Genomic DNA, 17,201 nt, shown 5'->3' with positions numbered 1-17,201 from the left:
TCTGGACCACCGGCGATTTCGCCCGACACGCCGGTCCTGCCGAAAAACCTGCCCTAGATATCAGAACTCGGCTTGACGGATGGGGATGACACGCGTGTAATTTCACCATTGTGTCCCAGCGAATACGTTCTCTCTCTCAGGGAGAAGGCCGGGGGCATGTTGGTCGCAGAGGGTCGAGGAGGCAGCGATGCACGAGTTGACGTTGATCGACGCCATGGTCGAGGAGGAGACGGTTCTCTCCTGGCAGGAGCGCAGTCTGTGCGCACAGACGGACCCGGAGGCGTTCTTCCCGGAGAAGGGCGGATCCACCCGCGAGGCCAAGAAGGTCTGCGTCGGGTGCGACGTCCGGTCCGAGTGCCTCGAGTACGCACTGGCCAACGACGAGCGTTTCGGTATCTGGGGTGGGCTGTCCGAGCGGGAGCGTCGCAAGCTCAAGAAGCGCGCGGTCTGACCGGGCCCGCGCCCGCCCCATGACGCTGACGACCGCCACCGTGCTGCCCCCTGCGCCCGCCTCCGCCGCGAGGCAGGTGGTCCGGGCCGTCGTCCTCACCTCCGGAGCGCAACCGGGACTTCGCGCCCTCCTCGACGCGCTCGCCGCGTCGTCCTCCCGCCTCGACCACGTCGTCGTCCTCGACACCTCCTCCGACGAGGCCATCGCCGACGTGCTCGCCGCCGCGACCTCCCGCACCTTCTCGGTCGAGCACGTCCGCCTCGACTCCCGTATGCCGGATCGCGTTGCGGTCTCCCGGTGGGTCACCTCCTCCGACCTCGCCGATGACGACCTCCTCTGGCTGCTGCCCGTCGGCTGCGTGCCCGAGTCCGGTGCACTGGCGCGGCTCCTCGCCGCCCACCGGCGCAGCCCGTCGGTCGGGTTCGTCGGGCCCAAGCACGTCGACGCGTCCGCGCCCGGCGCGCTGCGCTCGGTCGGCATCACGACGACGCGCTCCGGCCGAATCGTCGAGGACCCGCCGCTCGGTGAGCCCGACCAGGGCCAGTACGACCTGCGCCGCGACGTCATCGCCGTGCCGCTCGCCGGCATGCTCGCCACGGCAGGCGCCCTGCGCTCCCTCAAGGGGTGGGAGCGTTCCTTCGGCGACCTCGGCGGGGACCTCGACCTCGGCTGGCGGGCCCAGCTCGCCGGCCACAGGGTCGTCGTCGCTCCCGATGCGCGGGTGCGCTCGGTGGCGGCCCTGGGTCTCGCCACCGCCACCAGCGGCACCCGACGGCGTGCTGCCCGGCGGGTCGCCATGGCCCGCGCGCCGTGGTGGCAGGTGCCGTTCCTCGCGCTCTGGGTCCTGCTCAGCTCGGTGGCCGCAGGCATCGGCCTGCTCCTGCTCAAGCGACCACGTGCCGCCGCCGCGGCGTTCTCGGACGCAGCGGCCCTCGACCTCGTGCGCGTCGTGGCTGCCCGCCTCCGCACCCGCGGGGGTCGCGAGGTGCACCACCGCGACATCGGCACGCTGTTCGTCCCCGCGTCGACGATCGTGCGGCGCTCGCTCGACCGGGCCTACGAGGCCGTCATCGCCCCGTCGCGGCTCCCCGACGAGGGCGTCCGCGACCCCGAGGGGTCCTCGGGGCTGGGGCGGGTGCTCGTGCACCCCGCCCTGCTCGCCGTGCTCGCCACCCTCGCGGTCGTCGTCGCCGCAGGTCGTGACATCGGCGGTGGCCTTGTCAGCCGGTTCGGCTCGGGCGTGACCGGTGGCGAGCTCGTCACCTCGCGTGCCACGGCGAGCACGCTCTGGCACGCCGCCTTCGACGGCTGGCACGGCTCCGGCCTCGGCGCCGACGGGCCCGCCAGCCCGTCCCTCGCCGTGCTCGCGATCCCGACCTGGGTGCTCGAGCAGCTCCCGGGGGCCGGCGGCCTCACCTCCTCGGCCGGCGCCGTCGTCGGCGCCCTGCTCGTCCTCGCCCTGCCGCTCGCGGCCCTGTCGGCCTACATCTCCTCGCGCGTCATCACCTCGTCGCGGTCGCGCCCGGTCCGGGGCGCCGCAGCCCTGTTGTGGGCGACCACCGGCGCAGCCGGCGCGTCCGTCGCGCAGGGACGACTGGGCGCCCTCGTCGCCCTCGTCCTGCTGCCGGCGGTCCTCGCCGGAGTCGTCATGCTCGCCCGTCCGACGGGCACCGCGACCGGCGCGTTCGCGACGACGCTCGGCGCTGCGGTCCTGGGCGCCTTCGCGCCGCCGCTGCTCGCCCTCATCGTGCTCACCTGCCTCGTACTGGCCGTCGTCGGCGACAACGGTGCGCGGGCGCGTGCCCTCGTCCCTGCCGTGCTGGCCCCGCTCCTCCTCGGCCCCTGGCTCGCCGCCGCCGTCGACGACTGGGCACTCGCCGCTACGGGGCCCGGGCTCAGCCACTGGGGAGCCACCTCGACCGAGCCGCTCACTCTCGCGCTGCTCAGTCCCGGCGGAGCGGGCAGTATGCCGTGGTGGGTCGGCGCGCTCGTCGTGGTCGCCGGCCTGGCCGGGCTCGCCGCACCCCGCCGCCTCCGTTCGGTCTCGACCGGCGCGGCCCTGCTCGGTCTGGTCTCCCTGGCGGGCGTCCTCGCCGCACCCCGACTCGACCTCGGGTCCGGCGCGACGGTTGTCGAGGGCGTCGTCACGCCATGGGTCGGCACCTTCCTCCTGCCCCTCACCCTCGCCCTCCTCGCCTCGGCCCTCCTCGGCATCGAGGCCCTGCGCGGCCGAGCCCGCAGCAGTGCGGTGCTGGGCCTGGCACTCGGAAGCGTCGTGGCCGCGGCGGCGCTGGGCTGGTTCGGCTTCGGCAGCGTCCTGCGCACGTGGTCCGACCCCCGGCCGGCCGTCGCGATCGAGCAGGCCGGCAACGACCTGGCCAACCGCACGCTCTTCGTCGACCCGGGACCCAGCGGAGCGGCATACCGGATCGTCGGTCGCGAGAGCGGAGTCCTCGCGCGCGACCTGCCGCGCGACCCCGCCAACGACGCGCTGCTGGCCCCCGAGGTGAGCCGCCTGCTCGACGGGAGCAGGGTCGACGCGGGCCCCCGCCTCGCCCAGAACGCCATCGGGTTCGTGGCCGTCGCGGAGTCGGCCGGCGACGACGTGGCCCGTCGCCTCGACTCCGCCCAGGGTCTGTCCCGGTTGGCCAGCCGCGGTGGCTACAACCTCTGGCGCATCGCGGCTCTCGGTCAATCCGCTGACCGGGCGGTCGCGCCCACCCGACTCTCCCTGGTCGAGCGCGGCAACCCCGCCTTCGTCGCGACGACCGGCGAGCACGGCGCCACCGAGACCACGGTGACGGCTCGTGACGGGTCCGCGCTCGTCGTGGCGGAGCCTCCGGCTTGGGCCGACCACGCCACCGTCGAGATCGACGGACGAGAGCTCACCGCGGCCCCGGGTGCCGCGCGCCCGACCTACGCCGTCCCGGCAGGCACCCACGAGCTCACCGTCGAGGTGCTGACCGAGAACGCGTGGTGGCGGCTGCTCCAGGGGCTGGCGATCGCCGTCGTGGCCTTCCTCTCCGTCCCCATCGGCAACCGCGCCTCGAGGAGGCGGCGATGAACCGCGCGACGTGGGTCGGGCCCGTCCGGCTGGCGGCCACCGCTCTGGCCGCTACCGGTCTCGTGGCGTGGGCGACCCTTTCGCCCGCCGCGCCCCAGGAGTCGACCGACCAGCGCGCCGGTGAACGCTCGTCCTTGGCGGCGGTCACCTCGGCCTCGGTGTCGTGTCCCGGACCGGAGCTCAGCGGGGTCGACTCCGTCGACGACATCGACGTCGAGGCTCGGATCGCTGCGGCCACCGCGCCTGACGAGGTCCTGGGCGCCCTCGACCTGGGTGCACCGGGCCGGCTCGTCCTGCGCTCGGGTGACGCCGAGTCGTCGCCCGTCGACGCGCGTGAGGTCACGACCACCGAGAGCGCGAGGTCCGGTGAGAGCACCGAGATCCTGGCCACCGGGCGCATGGCTCCGGGTCTGGCAGCCGGGCAGGAGTGGTCGGTCGACCGCGACGAGATCCGCGGGCTGTCGACGGTCTCGTGCGCCAGGCCCGGTTCGGACCTGTGGCTGCTCGCTGGTGGGGGAGACCCCGGCCGCCAGGAGCGTCTCGTCCTCACCAACCCCGGCGCCAACGAGGTGACGGTCGACCTGCAGGTCCTGGGGCGCCGCGGACCGGTTCCGTCACCCACGGGAGCGACCGTGGTGCCGGCTCGTGGACGGGTCGCCCTGCTCGTCGACGCGATCAGCGGGGCTGAGGAGTCGCCGGCCCTGCGCGTGCGCGTCAACGGCGGCGCCGTCCATGCCGTGATGAGCGACATGTGGCTCGACGGCTCGGTGCCCGCCGGCGCCGAGACGACGGGTCCCACGGCCGAGCCGTCGACGACCCAGGTCATCCCCGCCTACGTCACCGGCACGTCCGGCTCGCTGCGGGTCGCGGTCCCGGGTGACAAGCAGGCCGTCGTGAGCGCACAGGTCGTCGGGCCCGAGGGCGTCTCGCCGCTCCCGGGCGGCGTGCTGCGGGTGCCGGCCCGGTCGACCGGCGAGCTGGCCGTCAAGGGGCTCCCGCCGGGTCGCTACGCCCTGCGCATCACCGCCGACGTCCCTGTCGTGGCCTCGATGTTCTCCGCCTGGCGCTACGACGGCAAGGCCGGCGACTTTGCGTGGTCCGCGTCGGCTCCAGCGGCCAGTGGCCTGCTCGGTGCCGCCTTCCCCGAGGGGGTGCGGGCCGGGCGGTCGCTCGTCGTCTCCAGCGTGCGAGGACCGGCCACCGTGTCCGTGACGTGGGGAGCCAAGAGCAGGTGGACCACCAAGGCGGTCACGCTGTCGCAGGACACCTCGGCGACCGTCGACCTGGGCGAGGCCACGGCGGTGTGGGTGCGGCGCGTCTCCGGCCGCGGAGAGGTCCGCGCCGGGGTCGCCACGATGGGCGGCGGGGCAGGCTCACGCCTGGTCTCCGTCGTCCCGCTGGCCGACAGCGCCGTGACCTCAGCGGTGAGTCGGGCGCACCCAGCGCCCTGACGCGCTGCGCCGGTTCTTTCCGGTCAGAGGTCGATCTCGGAGGTGGGCACGCCTAGCAGGGCCGCCACCTGCTCGGCGACGACCTCACGCACGATGACGGAGACCTCGCCGGCGTCCCTCGCGCGGGCCTCCACCGGGCGGCGATAGACGACGATCCGGTGCCCCACGGCACCGCCCACGGGGACGAGCCGTCCGACCGGGGCGGCCTGCTCCTCCCACGGCGCGGGATCGGTCGGCGGGACCTCCTCGACCGCGAACTCCACTGCGGCATACCGGTTCCCGAGGTACTCACGGGCTCGCTCCGCCACGTCGATGACGACGTCGTCGAACGTCTCGCGGCGCGAGCGCATCGCCGGCACGGCCGGCCACGCCAGAGGGCCTCGGGGGCCGCGTCCGCGGCGGTCACGACGACGCGCGGAAGCGGGGGATCGGGGGTCGACGGGAGCCACGGGACGAGACTACGGCGCGCCACCTCACCCCTGTCGGAGCGGTGACCTAGAGTCCATGGGGTGAACGCGTCAAGGAAGTGCAGCAAGACCGCTTGCTCCCAGCTTGCGGTGGCAACCCTGACCTACGCGTACGCCGACCGGGCCGTCGTCCTCGGGCCGCTCGCCACCTATGCCGAGCCCCACTCCTACGACCTCTGCTCCGACCACGCGACCCGCCTCACGGTGCCGCAGGGGTGGGAGTTCCTGCGCCTGGAGTCCGACGGCTACGCCCCCGCGCCCGAGGTCGACGACCTCCTCGCCGTGGTCGACGCCGTGCGTGAGCGCCCCGTGGCGCACCCGACCGTGGCGAGCGCCGTCGTCAGTGCGATGCCGGTGCCCGGCGAGCAGCGCCGCGGCCACCTCCGGGTCCTGCCCGGCAGCAACGAGGGTTGACCGCCCGAGCCGCGGTGAGCGGTCGCCCCGCCCCCCGCCGGCTCAGCTGGCGACATAGGCCGCGAGGTGCTTGCCGGTCAGGGTGAGCTTCGTGCCCTTCTGCGCCACGAGCTCCTTGGGCGCTCCCTCGAAGACGACCGTGCCGCCGTCGTGCCCGGCACCCGGGCCGAGGTCGATGACCCAGTCGGCGTGGGCCATGACGGCCTGGTGGTGCTCGATGACGATGACCGACTTGCCGCCGTCGACGAGACGGTCGAGCAGGCCGAGGAGGTTCTCGACGTCGGCGAGGTGCAGCCCCGTCGTCGGCTCGTCGAGGACGTAGACCTCGCCCTTGTCGGCCATCTGCACCGCGAGCTTGAGCCGCTGGCGCTCGCCGCCGGACAGCGTCGTGAGCGGTTGTCCGAGCGTGAGGTAGCCCAGCCCGACGTCGACGAGCCGCTCGAGGATCGTGTGGGCGGCCGGGATCCGGGCCTCGCCCTCGGCGAAGAACGCCAGCGCCTCGTCCATCGACATCGCCAGCACCTCGGCGATGTTGCGCCCGCCGAGGGTGTACTCGAGCACCGCCGCCTGGAAGCGCCGGCCCTCGCACTCCTCGCACGGTGACTCGACGGTCGCCATGACGCCGAGCTCGGTGAAGATCACCCCGGCGCCGTTGCACGTCTGGCAGGCGCCTTCGGAGTTGGAGCTGAAGAGCGCGGGCTTGACGCCGTTGGCCTTGGCGAACGCCTTGCGCACCGGCTCGAGGAGCCCGGTGTAGGTCGCCGGGTTGCTGCGGCGTGACCCCTTGATCGCGGCCTGGTCGACGACGACCACGCCGTCGCGCCCGTCGACGCTGCCGTGGATGAGCGAGCTCTTGCCGGACCCCGCCACACCGGTCACGGCGACGAGCACGCCCAGCGGGATGTCGACGTCGACGTCGCGCAGGTTGTGGGTCGAGGCACCGCGGACCTCCATGGTGCCGGTCGCCCGGCGCACCTCGTCCTTGAGCCGGGCCCGGTCGTCGAGGTGGCGTCCGGTGAGCGTCCCTGCCTTGCGCAGCTGCTCGACCGAGCCCTCGAAGACGATCTCGCCGCCCCCGGAGCCGGCGCCGGGCCCGAGGTCGACGACGTGGTCGGCGATCGAGATCGTCTCGGGCTTGTGCTCGACGACGAGGACGGTGTTGCCCTTGTCGCGCAGCCGCAGCAGGAGGTCGTTCATGCGGGCGATGTCGTGCGGGTGCAGCCCGATGGTCGGCTCGTCGAAGACGTAGGTGACGTCGGTGAGAGAGGACCCGAGGTGGCGGATCATCTTCGTGCGCTGGGCCTCGCCGCCGGACAGCGTGCCGGCGGGCCGGTCGAGCGACAGGTAGCCGAGCCCGATCTCGGTGAACGAGTCGAGCAGGTGCTGCAGCCCCGTGAGCAGGGGAGCGACCGACGGCTCCTCGAGCGCGCGGACCCAGTCGGCGAGGTCGCTGATCTGCATCGTGCAGACGTCGGCGATCGACTTGGCGCCGATCTTGGACGTGAGCACCTCGGCGGTGAGGCGCGTCCCCCCACACTCCGGGCACTCCTGGAACGTCACGGCCCGCTCGACGAAGCGGCGCACGTGCGGCTGCATCGCCTCAGTGTCCTTGGAGAGCATGGACTTCTGGATCCTGGGGATGATGCCCTCGAAGGTGAGGTTGATCCCCTCGACCTTGATCTTGGTCGGGGGCGCGTAGAGCATCGTCTCGAGCTGCTTCGCGGTGAACGTCGAGATCGGCTTGTCCATCGGCAGGCCCATGCCCTCGAACAGCCGGCCGTACCACCCATCCATCGAGTACCCGGGCACGGTGAGCGCGCCCTCGCTCAGCGACTTGGAGTCGTCGTAGAGAGCCGTCCGGTCGATGTCACTCACGTGACCCATGCCCTCGCACCGCGGGCACATGCCCCCGAGGTAGACCTGCTGCTGGGCGACCCGCTTCTCGGTGTGGCCGCCCTTCTCGGTCGTCATGACCCCGCTCGCCTTCCGGGTCGGCACGTTGAAGCTGTATGCCGTCGGCGGACCGACGTAGGGCGCGCCGATGCGGCTGTAGAGGATGCGCAGCATCGCGTTGGCGTCGGTCGCCGTGCCCACCGTCGAGCGCGGGTTGGCGCCCATCCGCTCCTGGTCGACGATGATCGCCGTCGTCAGGCCGTCGAGGTGGTCGACCTCGGGCCGGGCCAGCGACGGCATGAAGCCCTGGACGAAGGCGCTGTAGGTCTCGTTGATCATCCGCTGCGACTCGGCGGCGATCGTGCCGAAGACGAGTGAGCTCTTGCCCGAGCCGGAGACGCCCGTGAAGACGGTGAGGCGGCGCTTGGGCAGCTCGACGCTGATGTCCTTGAGGTTGTTCTCCCGGGCGCCCTGCACGCGGATGAGGTCGTGGGTGTCAGCGGCATGCGTCGATGAGGTCACTCGGGCCACGCTAGTGGGCGCGGGCGACACCGGAGCGGGATCCAACCCCCTAGTAGGGTCACTGCGTGCCGTCTCGCAACCTCTCCGACTTCGTCAAGGCCTACGACGTCCGAGGTCTCGTCCCCGAGCAGCTCGACGTCGACGTCGCCTGGGCCCTGGGAGCGGCCTTCGCGGAGGTCGTCGTCCGGCGTGAGGGCGGCTCCGGCTGCGTCATCGGGCACGACATGCGTGCCACCTCGCCCGAGCTCTCCCGTGCGTTCGGCGCCGGGGTCACGAGCCGGGGCGTCGACGTCACCCACATCGGTCTGGCGAGCACGGACGGTCTCTACTTCGCCAGCGGCCACCTCGGTCTCGCGGGGGCGATGTTCACCGCGAGCCACAACCCCGCGGCATACAACGGCATCAAGCTCTGCCGGCCCGGTGCGCGCCCGGTGGGTCAGGACTCCGGCCTCGGCGAGGTCCGCGACCTCGCGCAGGAGCTCCTCGACGGCACCGCGAAGCCGCGACACGAGGAGGAGGGCACGGTCACCGAGAGCGACCTGCTCGCCGACTACTCGGGCTTCCTGCGCGGCCTCGTCGACCTCTCCGGCATCCGGCCGCTCAAGGTCGTGGTCGACGCCGGCAACGGCATGGGCGGTCACACCGTCCCCGCCGTGCTCGAGACGGCGGCCGGCCTGCCCGAGCTGCCGCTCACCGTGGTACCGCTCTACTTCGAGCTCGACGGCACGTTCCCCAACCACGAGGCCAACCCGCTCGAGCCCGAGAACCTGCGCGACCTCCAGGCCGCCGTCGTCGAGCACGGCGCCGACCTCGGGCTCGCCTTCGACGGCGACGCCGACCGGTGCTTCGTCGTCGACGAGCGCGGCGAGCCGGTGAGCCCCAGCGCGATCACGGCGCTCATCGCCACCCGTGAGGTCGCCCGCGAGGTCGCCGCCGGCACCCCGGCGCAGGACGTCGCCATCGTGCACAACGTCATCACCTCCGCCCAGGTCCCCGAGGTCATCGCCTCCCTCGGCGCCAGGGCCGTGCGGACCCGCGTCGGGCACTCGTTCATCAAGGGCGAGATGGCCAGGGCCGACGCCGTCTTCGGCGGTGAGCACAGCGCGCACTACTACTTCCGCGACTTCTGGTTCGCCGACACCGGCATGCTCGCCGCGATGCACGTCCTCGCCGCCCTCGGTGAGCAGGACGCACCCCTGAGCGCGCTCATGGCCGACTACACGGCATACGCCGCCTCGGGCGAGATCAACTCGACCGTCGACGACCAGGCAGCCAAGGCCGCGGAGGTCCGCGAGTGGGCGCTGGACAAGGACACGACCGTCGACGAGCTCGACGGCCTCACGATCACCCACGGCGGTGGCGAGGGTGACCCGATGTGGTGGCTCAACCTGCGCGCCTCCAACACCGAACCCCTGCTGCGGCTCAACGTCGAGGCAGCCGATGCGGACACGATGGCCGCGATACGCGACGATGTCCTGAGCATCGTGAGAGGAAACTGAGATGGCGATGATGGAGCCCTGGCTGCGCGAGATCCTGCGCTGCCCCAACTGCCGCGCCGAGCTGCGTGACGAGACCGGCGCCGACGGCCCCGAGCTCGCCTGCACGTCGACCGAGTGCGGCCTCGTCTACCGCATCGACGACGGCGTCCCCGTGCTGCTCGTCGACGAGGGCCGCAAGCCGGTCTGACCGGCCTGCCCGGGCGGAGCTGCATCGACATGCCGCACCTGGACGAGGACTTCCTCGACTCGGCTGAGTCGCTCGAGCGTCTCGACAGCCGCGGGTCGCTCCGTGCACTCGCCACGTCCGGCGCCCAGGTGCGCCGCGCCATCGTCGCCGCCCGTGAGGCCGGAATCGACCGGGTGGCCGGCGGTGACCGGCCGCGGTCGGTGCTCGTCGCCTCGCTCGGTGGCTCCGCCGTCGTCTGCGACGTCCTCGACGTCCTGGCCGAGCCGGGCTCGCCGGTCCCGCTGACGACTCGTCGCGAGGCGCCGCTTCCGGGGTGGATCGGCCCGCTCGACCTCGTCATCGCCGTGTCCCAGTCGGGGCGTGCCGTCGGGCCTCTCGCCCTCGCGGCCGAGGCGGCCCGCCGCGGAGCCTCCCTGCTCACCGTCGGGGCGCCGGGCTCCCCGCTCGCCGACGTCTGCGCCCAGGGCCGTGGTGTCCACGTCGACATCGCGACCGACGTGCCCACCTCCCGCGCCGCGCTGTGGTCGATGCTCACCCCGGTGCTGCTCGCCGCCGACCGGCTGGGTCTCGTCGGGTGCCCCGAGTCCGTGCTCGAGCGGGTGGCCGACGTCCTCGACACCCGCGCCGAGGAGTGCCGGCCGTCGTCGGAGTCCTTCGTCAACCCCGCCAAGGTCCTCGCCGTGGGGCTGGCCGAGACCGTGCCCGTCGTCCTCGGTGACGGGGCGCTCATGGGCGTGGCTGCCGGACGAGCTGCCGCGATGCTCGCCCGCACCGCCCGTATGCCGGCCACGCACGGCGCACTGCCCGATGCGGCCGCGCAGGTGGTCGCCTGCTTCGACGGCCCGTTCAGCGGGTCGGGGGAGCACGGGCGGGCCAACGGAGGCGACATCTTCGCGGACCCCTTCCTCGACGGCCCTCCGGCTCCGCAGCTCGGGCTGATGCTCCTGCGCGACCACCCGGACGCGACACCCCCGTCGCCCCTGCCGCCGTCGACGGTGCCACCGCGCGACCTCGCCGACGCCGTGGCCGACTCGGCCCGGGACGCCGGGGTCAAGGTGTGGGAGGTCGAGGCCCTCGCCGGTCACCCGATCGAGCGGCTGGCCTCGGTGCTCTCGCTCACCGACTACGTCGCGACCTACCTCGCGCTCGGGCTCGGGCTCGACCCGGCCGTGTCACGCCACGTCACCGAGCTGCGCGACCGCACGTCCTGAGCCATCGTCCGGCAGCTCATTGCCGTCTCTGTGAGTGTGCCTGAGCGGACCGTTGTGCGATGCAACAGCGTTGCCTCATGCAACACGGTCGCATGGACCAACAGTCCGACCGTGGTCCCACCGGTGCGCCGATCGACGGACGTCAGGACACCAGCTCGCCGTATGGAGGCGGTCACGAAGCCCCCTCCCTTGTCACGCCCGGGCGGCTCAGTGCTGGGCGAGGTCGAGGACCTCGGCGGTGGGCAGTTCGGCCAGCGCCGCACCGTGAAGCAGCATCTTGCTCGAGCGCAGCCCGCTGCCGATGACGACCTCTCCGGCGGCGACGACCGCGGCGTCGACGAGGACCGGCCAGTCGGCGGGCAGCCCGATCGGCGTGATACCGCCGAACTCCATGTCGGTCAGCGCCACCGCGTCGTCGTGCGGGGCGAACGAGATCTTGCGGACGCCGAGATGGCGACGCACGACACCGTTGATGTCGGCGCGGTCGGTCGCGAGCACCATGACGGCCGCGTAGGTCGTCTCACCCGCCCGCTTCCCGGCGACGACGACGCAGTTGGCGCTCGCCTCCGGCGCGACGTCGTATGCCGTGCAGAACGCCTCGGTGTCCGCGTGCGTCGGGTCGATGGTCGCCACCTCCGCTGTCGCGACGCCCGCTGTCACGGCAGCGTCGGTGAGCGCGGCGGCAACGGGTGGCGCGACGAGGTCGGGAGACCCCACGGCAGGTGACCAGGCAAGCGTTCCTCGGGCGGACGGCATACGGATCAGTGGGCGTCCTTCTCGGGGACGTCCGCGTCGCTCGCGGGGTGCGCGGCACCCTCCTCGTGCTCTCCGTGGCCGCCCTTGCGCGGGATGACGTGCATGATCGCGACGACGATCGCGCCGACGATGAGGCCGAGGATGGCCGAGCCGATGGTGTTGGTGACCCAGCCGAGGACGCCGCCGAGCGCGCCGGTGGCCTCGTGCACCCACTCCTCGACGCCGTGGACCCACTGGTACGGGTAGTGCAGCGGAGACCAGTACTCGCTGAGCTCGTCGAGCCCGACGAGGATGATGTGGCCACCGACCCAGATCATCGCGGCGATGCCGACGACCGACAGGGTGGTGAGCAGCTTGGGCATGGCGGCGACGAGGCCGCGGCCGATGCTGGCCTGGCTGCCGGACTTGCCGGCGAGGTGGAGGCCGACGTCGTCCATCTTGACGATGAGCGCGACGACGCCGTAGACGAGCGCGGTGATCGCGACGGCGACGACGGCGAGGATCGCGGCCCGCAGGAGGAACGGCTCGTCCTTGACCTCGTTGAGCGAGATCACCATGATCTCGGCCGACAGGATGAAGTCGGTGCGGATCGCCCCGCTCGTGATGGTGTCCTCGTCGGCGACCTCGCCCGCCTCGTGCGCCTTGTCGGCGGCGTCCTCGGAATGCCCGCTGACCCGCTCCCAGATCTTCTCGACGCCCTCGAAGCAGAGGTAGGTGCCGCCGACCATGAGCAGCGGTGTGAGCGCCGCCGGCAGGAACTGGCTGAGCAGCAGGGCGGCCGGGAGGATGAAGAGGAGCTTGTTGCGCAGCGAGCCGATGGCGATCTTCTTGATGATCGGGAGCTCGCGCTTGGGGTCGATGCCGTGGACGTACTGCGGCGTCACCGCCGTGTCGTCGACGATGACCCCGCTCGCCTTGACGCTCGCGCGGCCGGCAGCGGCGGCGACGTCGTCGATCGAGGCGGCTGCGGCCTTGGCCAGCACCGCGATGTCGTCGAGCAGGGCGAAGAGTCCGCCAGCCATCAGGTCGCCTTCGGGTCGGTGGGGGAGTCGAGCACGCGCTCAGACTACAGACGGGCTGATGGGGCAGACCGCCGCGGAGACGACGAACCGCACGGCCCGATCTGGTCGGGCCGTGCGGCCGGCTGTTCGTGGGGGCGGGAGCCCGGTGGATGGGCCCGCCTCGGTCCTGCGTCGTGCGCTGCGAACCCCATCCACGGTAGCCACGTCGGGACGCCCCAGGGGGATTGGCGCAGGGGGATTGGCGCCGCGTCACTCCTCCTCGTCGGCGCGCCCGTCCTCGTCGTCCTCGGCGAGGTCGTCCTCCTCGTCGTCCTCGCGCAGCGGAGGGGCGTCCTCGGGGTCGTCCTCCTCCTCCGTGAGGGCTGGGCGGGTCATCTCGGACTCGGGGTCGACGGCGTAGTCGCCACGCACCTCGTCCCACGTGTCGAGCTTCGCCTCGTCGAGGTCGAGGCGCACCTCGTCGCTCACCTCGTCGTTCCCCGCGGCCTGGGCTGCGCCCTGCGAGGCGTCGTGACCCGCGTCCTGGTCTGCGTCCTGTATGCCGTCCGCTCCCGCGCCGTCGATGGTCTCGCTCATCGTGTGCTCCGTTCGTCCAGCGGTGCTCGTGCCCACGGGCCAGCCCCGCGGCATTCCATGTCTACCGTGTGCAGTCGGTAGAGTGGGGGCCGCCGGCGCGGGTGATAACCCGCTCTCACACGTGTTCGCCCAGATGGGCTGCGCCGGGTCGCAAACCAGTCACTCAACGGAAGAGATTTCGCATGTCCTTTGACTACAAGGTTGCCGACCTGGGCCTCGCCGAGGCCGGCCGTCACCAGATCCGTCTTGCCGAGCACGAGATGCCCGGCCTCATGAGCCTGCGCGAGGAGTTCGGCTCCTCGCAGCCGCTCAAGGGCGCCCGCATCGCCGGCTCGCTCCACATGACGGTGCAGACCGCCGTCCTCATCGAGACGCTCACGGCTCTCGGTGCCGAGGTCCGCTGGGCCTCCTGCAACATCTACTCCACGCAGGACGAGGCCGCCGCGGCCGTCGTCGTCGGACCCGAGGGCACCGTCGACAACCCGCAGGGTGTCCCCGTCTTCGCCTGGAAGGGCGAGACCCTCGAGGAGTACTGGGACTGCACCGAGCAGATCCTCACCTGGCCCGGTGAGGGCGCCAACATGATCCTCGACGACGGTGGCGACGCCACGATGCTCGTCCACAACGGTCGTGCCTGGGAGGCCGCTGGTCAGGTGCCCCCCACCGACGAGAAGGACTCCGAGGAGGTCGGCGTCTTCAAGGCGCTCGTCCGCCGCACCCTCGAGCAGGACCCGCAGAAGTGGACCAAGGTCTCCGAGGAGATCAAGGGCGTCACCGAGGAGACCACCACCGGTGTCCTCCGCCTCTACGACCTGGCCAAGACCGGCGACCTGCTCTTCCCGGCGATCAACGTCAACGACTCGGTCACCAAGTCCAAGTTCGACAACAAGTACGGCTGCCGCCACTCGGTCATCGACGGCCTCAACCGTGCGACCGACGTCCTCATCGCCGGCAAGGTCGCGGTCGTCTGCGGCTACGGCGACGTGGGCAAGGGCTGCGCCGAGGCGCTGCGTGGCCAGGGCGCCCGCGTCATCGTCACCGAGATCGACCCGATCTGTGCGCTGCAGGCCGCGATGGAGGGCTACCAGGTCGCCCGGCTCGAGGACGTCCTCGACACCGCCGACATCTACATCACGACGACCGGCAACTTCAACATCATCACTGCCGAGCACATGCAGCAGATGAAGAACAAGGCGATCGTCGCCAACATCGGCCACTTCGACAACGAGATCGACATCGCCGGTCTGGCCAAGGTCTCGGGGATCACGAAGACCGAGATCAAGCCGCAGGTCCACGAGTGGACGTTCTCCGGTGGCAACAGCATCATCGTGCTGTCCGAGGGTCGCCTGTTCAACCTCGGCAACGCCACGGGTCACCCGTCGTTCGTCATGTCGAACTCGTTCACGAACCAGACGATCGCCCAGATCGAGCTGTTTACGAAGACGAGCGACTACGACAAGCAGGTCTACGTGCTGCCCAAGCACCTCGACGAGAAGGTCGCCCGTCTGCACCTCGCCGCGATCGGCGTCGAGCTCACCGAGCTCACCAAGGAGCAGGCCGAGTACATCGGCGTCGACGTGGCCGGTCCCTACAAGTCGGACCACTACCGCTACTGAGTTCTCCCACAACGCATTCCGGTATGCCGTCCGCTCACTTCCGAGCGGACGGCATTGCCTTCTTCGCGGGCGCCTTCTTCGCGGGAGTCTCCTTCTGGGGCCGCAACCTCACTCTTGGCTGAGTCAGGTCTTTGGCGTCCGGGGTGTCACCGACCTCGACGAATGGCAGGGAGCGCATGAGTGCGCCCAGCTTGGCAAAGCCGTAGTTGCGCGAGTCGAAGGTGGGGTGGTTGTTGACGATGAATGAGCCCACAGTCGACAGCTGTGCCCATCCGTTGTCCGCCGCAGTGGCCTTGATGGCCGCCGTGACGATGGGCCGCGGATTCGGCAGGGTTGGGGCGATGTCGTTGACCGTATTGACGTTCTCAGCCTGGGGCTCTTCAAGGAGAACCTCGAGGAACGTGAAGCGGTCACAGGCATTGGTGAACGACTCGGGTGTCTTCTGCGCCCCGATGCCGTAGACGCGTCGGCCCGACTCGCGGAGTCTCATGGCAAGACGGGTGAAGTCGCTGTCGCTGGAGACGATGCAGAACGCATCCACGTTGCCGGAGTACAGCAGGTCCATCGCGTCGATGATCAGAGCCGTGTCCGTTGCGTTCTTGCCTGTGACGTACGCGAACTGCTGGACCGGCTGGATGGCGAGCTTGAACAGCTCCGGCTTCCATCCCGACAGCTGGCTGCCGACCCAGTCCCCGTAGGCACGCTTGATGCTCAAGGTCCCATGCGCGGCCGTCTCCGCGAGGATCGTCTGAGCGTGCTTTGCACTGATGTTGTCGCAGTCGATGAGCACTGCAACCCGTGTTTCTCCCGCCACGCCTGTCTCCCCATTGGTGAGGACTCACGGATGGAAGCCTCGATGCGCCAATCTGCCATGGGCTGGCCGCGGTGCAGGGGATGTGGAAAGCGGACCGTGTCGCGCGTCGTGACGGGTTCTTCGACGCCCCACAGTTGCCGGCAACTAGGCTGCCGGGGCTGGTGACAGCCGAGAGGGGAGGGGGCGCCGTGCCTGAAGGAAGCGCCGGCGGGCGCCAGCGTGGCGTGCTGGCGGATTGGAACGATGAGCGAGGCTTCGGCTTCATCACGCCGTCCTCGGGGGGTGCGCGAGTGTTCGTCCACATCACTGCTTTCCCGCGCTCCCGTCGGCCGACGCTCGGCTGCGAGGTGACCTACGCGGAGGTCAGGGACTCGCGTCACCGTGCGCGTGCGTCGACGGTGCGCTACCTGTCAGCCGATCGCACGAGGAGGCGTGGCGGTCTTGGCGACCCCCTGGCACATGCCGTCGCTGCGACGTTCCTCGCGTTCGTGGCGGCTCTGGTGCTGCTGGGCGAGGTGCCCGGTTGGACATTGGGTATCTATCTCTTGTTCAGCGTGTTGGCATTCCTGATTTACCGCGCCGACAAGACGGCGGCTCTGAGAGGTGAGTGGCGCACGTCCGAGATCACCCTTCACCTGATTGCCCTCCTGGGTGGCTGGCCGGGTGCGTTGGCGGCTCGACATGTCTTCCGGCACAAGACGACCAAGCAGCCATTCCGGACCATCTTCTGGGCCACGGTCGTCGCGAACTGTGCGGCTTTTGGATCGTTCGTCTTCGCCGGTGAGTCGGTGAGGACCTTGTTGCGCAGCGTGCTGCAGGTCTGACGGCGCAGACGTCTCGCCGAGCTACCGACACACCTCGTCGTGAGGGGTCTCGTGGGGGCTCTGGCCGGTGATGGCGGCGGCCGGATGGGCCTGCTGCAACTCACGGTCACGGGATTGGCCGAACACCGGATATGGGGCCGTCGTCACGCCTAGCCTTGCGCTGTGGGCAGGCAATCGTGGGTGACTCCGTGAACCCGGACAAGCCGCGGTGGTACTACGTCGGCAACGGGACCTTCCGTTTCTGGGACGGCCTGGTGTGGACGGACGAGTACCGCGCCGGAGTCGATCCCCGTCATGCAGATGCACAGAACTACTCGGGCCCCAAGCACCGGTCGCTCGAGCGGGGTGGCCTGCTCCTGTGGCTGCTCGGACTCGGGGTCGTCCTCGTCACCGCGACGGTCGCGGCAGTCGTCACGTCCGTTCTGTAGGCGCCT

The 17,201-nt window shown here is 71.1% G+C and carries 16 protein-coding genes; 10 read left to right on the top strand and 6 right to left on the bottom strand.

Annotated features, from left to right (window positions below):
* The first annotated feature begins 187 nt into the window (after positions 1–187).
* Genes LL946_RS01825 through LL946_RS01815 form a run of 3 tightly spaced genes read left to right on the top strand, consistent with a single transcriptional unit; the run spans position 188 to position 4,966 of the window.
* Positions 188–451, top strand: a complete 264-nt coding sequence (locus tag LL946_RS01825; protein WP_147061817.1) for a WhiB family transcriptional regulator — start codon at positions 188–190, stop codon at positions 449–451.
* Positions 452–470: 19 nt separating this feature from the next.
* Positions 471–3,515 (top strand): glycosyltransferase, encoded by a 3,045-nt coding sequence (locus tag LL946_RS01820; RefSeq protein WP_404384189.1) that lies wholly within the window; start codon positions 471–473, stop codon positions 3,513–3,515.
* Entirely contained in the window at positions 3,512–4,966 is a 1,455-nt protein-coding gene (locus LL946_RS01815) for a DUF5719 family protein (protein ID WP_404384187.1), read from the top strand. The genes LL946_RS01820 and LL946_RS01815 overlap by 4 nt, the downstream gene beginning before the upstream one ends.
* A 23-nt stretch (positions 4,967–4,989) precedes the next feature.
* Here LL946_RS01815 and LL946_RS01810 read toward each other — a convergent pair whose 3' ends face one another.
* Positions 4,990–5,415 carry a metallopeptidase family protein gene (locus LL946_RS01810; RefSeq protein WP_404384185.1) on the bottom strand — a complete coding sequence of 142 codons (426 nt, stop codon included), beginning with the start codon at positions 5,413–5,415 and terminating at the stop codon, positions 4,990–4,992.
* 108 nt (positions 5,416–5,523) lie between these two features.
* Between LL946_RS01810 and LL946_RS01805 the strand changes: the two genes are divergently transcribed.
* Positions 5,524–5,847 (top strand): DUF3499 domain-containing protein, encoded by a 324-nt coding sequence (locus LL946_RS01805; RefSeq protein WP_404384183.1) that lies wholly within the window; start codon positions 5,524–5,526, stop codon positions 5,845–5,847.
* 42 nt (positions 5,848–5,889) lie between these two features.
* On the opposite strand, the gene LL946_RS01800 is transcribed toward LL946_RS01805, so the two are convergent.
* Positions 5,890–8,262, bottom strand: coding sequence for an ATP-binding cassette domain-containing protein (locus LL946_RS01800; protein WP_404384181.1), 2,373 nt, complete (start codon positions 8,260–8,262; stop codon positions 5,890–5,892).
* A gap of 65 nt (positions 8,263–8,327) precedes the next feature.
* Between LL946_RS01800 and LL946_RS01795 the strand changes: the two genes are divergently transcribed.
* From LL946_RS01795 to LL946_RS01785, 3 genes are read left to right on the top strand one after another with little or no spacing between them, the layout of a single operon-like run.
* Positions 8,328–9,761, top strand: a complete 1,434-nt coding sequence (locus LL946_RS01795) for a phosphomannomutase/phosphoglucomutase (protein WP_404384179.1) — start codon at positions 8,328–8,330, stop codon at positions 9,759–9,761.
* Between the two features lies 1 nt (position 9,762).
* Complete coding sequence (locus LL946_RS01790; protein ID WP_404384177.1) at positions 9,763–9,948, top strand: Trm112 family protein; 186 nt, start codon at positions 9,763–9,765, stop codon at positions 9,946–9,948.
* A 29-nt stretch (positions 9,949–9,977) separates the two neighbouring features.
* Positions 9,978–11,159 carry an SIS domain-containing protein gene (locus LL946_RS01785; protein WP_404384175.1) on the top strand — a complete coding sequence of 394 codons (1,182 nt, stop codon included), beginning with the start codon at positions 9,978–9,980 and terminating at the stop codon, positions 11,157–11,159.
* A 207-nt stretch (positions 11,160–11,366) separates the two neighbouring features.
* On the opposite strand, the gene LL946_RS01780 is transcribed toward LL946_RS01785, so the two are convergent.
* The 3 genes from LL946_RS01780 to LL946_RS01770 form a co-directional block, all read right to left on the bottom strand.
* Entirely contained in the window at positions 11,367–11,915 is a 549-nt protein-coding gene (locus LL946_RS01780; protein WP_404384173.1) for a YbaK/EbsC family protein, read from the bottom strand.
* Positions 11,916–11,920: 5 nt separating this feature from the next.
* Positions 11,921–12,937 carry a DUF808 domain-containing protein gene (locus LL946_RS01775; RefSeq protein WP_404384171.1) on the bottom strand — a complete coding sequence of 339 codons (1,017 nt, stop codon included), beginning with the start codon at positions 12,935–12,937 and terminating at the stop codon, positions 11,921–11,923.
* Positions 12,938–13,186: 249 nt separating this feature from the next.
* Positions 13,187–13,513: a hypothetical protein gene (locus LL946_RS01770; RefSeq protein WP_404384169.1), complete on the bottom strand. Its 327-nt coding sequence runs from the start codon at positions 13,511–13,513 to the stop codon at positions 13,187–13,189.
* A gap of 182 nt (positions 13,514–13,695) precedes the next feature.
* On the opposite strand from LL946_RS01770, the gene ahcY reads away from it, so the two are divergent.
* Positions 13,696–15,129 (top strand): adenosylhomocysteinase, encoded by a 1,434-nt coding sequence (ahcY, locus tag LL946_RS01765; RefSeq protein ID WP_404384167.1) that lies wholly within the window; start codon positions 13,696–13,698, stop codon positions 15,127–15,129.
* A gap of 34 nt (positions 15,130–15,163) precedes the next feature.
* Here ahcY and LL946_RS01760 read toward each other — a convergent pair whose 3' ends face one another.
* A complete protein-coding gene (locus LL946_RS01760) occupies positions 15,164–15,943 on the bottom strand; it encodes an NYN domain-containing protein (protein WP_404384165.1) in 780 nt (259 codons plus the stop codon).
* Positions 15,944–16,131: 188 nt separating this feature from the next.
* Here LL946_RS01760 and LL946_RS01755 point away from each other — a divergent pair, with 188 nt between their 5' ends.
* Both LL946_RS01755 and LL946_RS01750 read left to right on the top strand, forming a co-directional pair.
* Positions 16,132–16,767, top strand: a complete 636-nt coding sequence (locus tag LL946_RS01755) for a DUF1294 domain-containing protein (RefSeq protein ID WP_404384163.1) — start codon at positions 16,132–16,134, stop codon at positions 16,765–16,767.
* A 176-nt stretch (positions 16,768–16,943) separates the two neighbouring features.
* Positions 16,944–17,195, top strand: coding sequence for a hypothetical protein (locus LL946_RS01750; protein WP_404384161.1), 252 nt, complete (start codon positions 16,944–16,946; stop codon positions 17,193–17,195).
* The last annotated feature ends 6 nt before the right edge of the window (positions 17,196–17,201 follow it).

Origin of the sequence: Knoellia locipacati (assembly GCF_044791685.1) — a bacterium.
In the GTDB taxonomy this organism is placed as follows: domain Bacteria; phylum Actinomycetota; class Actinomycetes; order Actinomycetales; family Dermatophilaceae; genus Knoellia; species Knoellia locipacati_A.
This window is presented reverse-complemented; position numbering and strand designations above follow the sequence as displayed.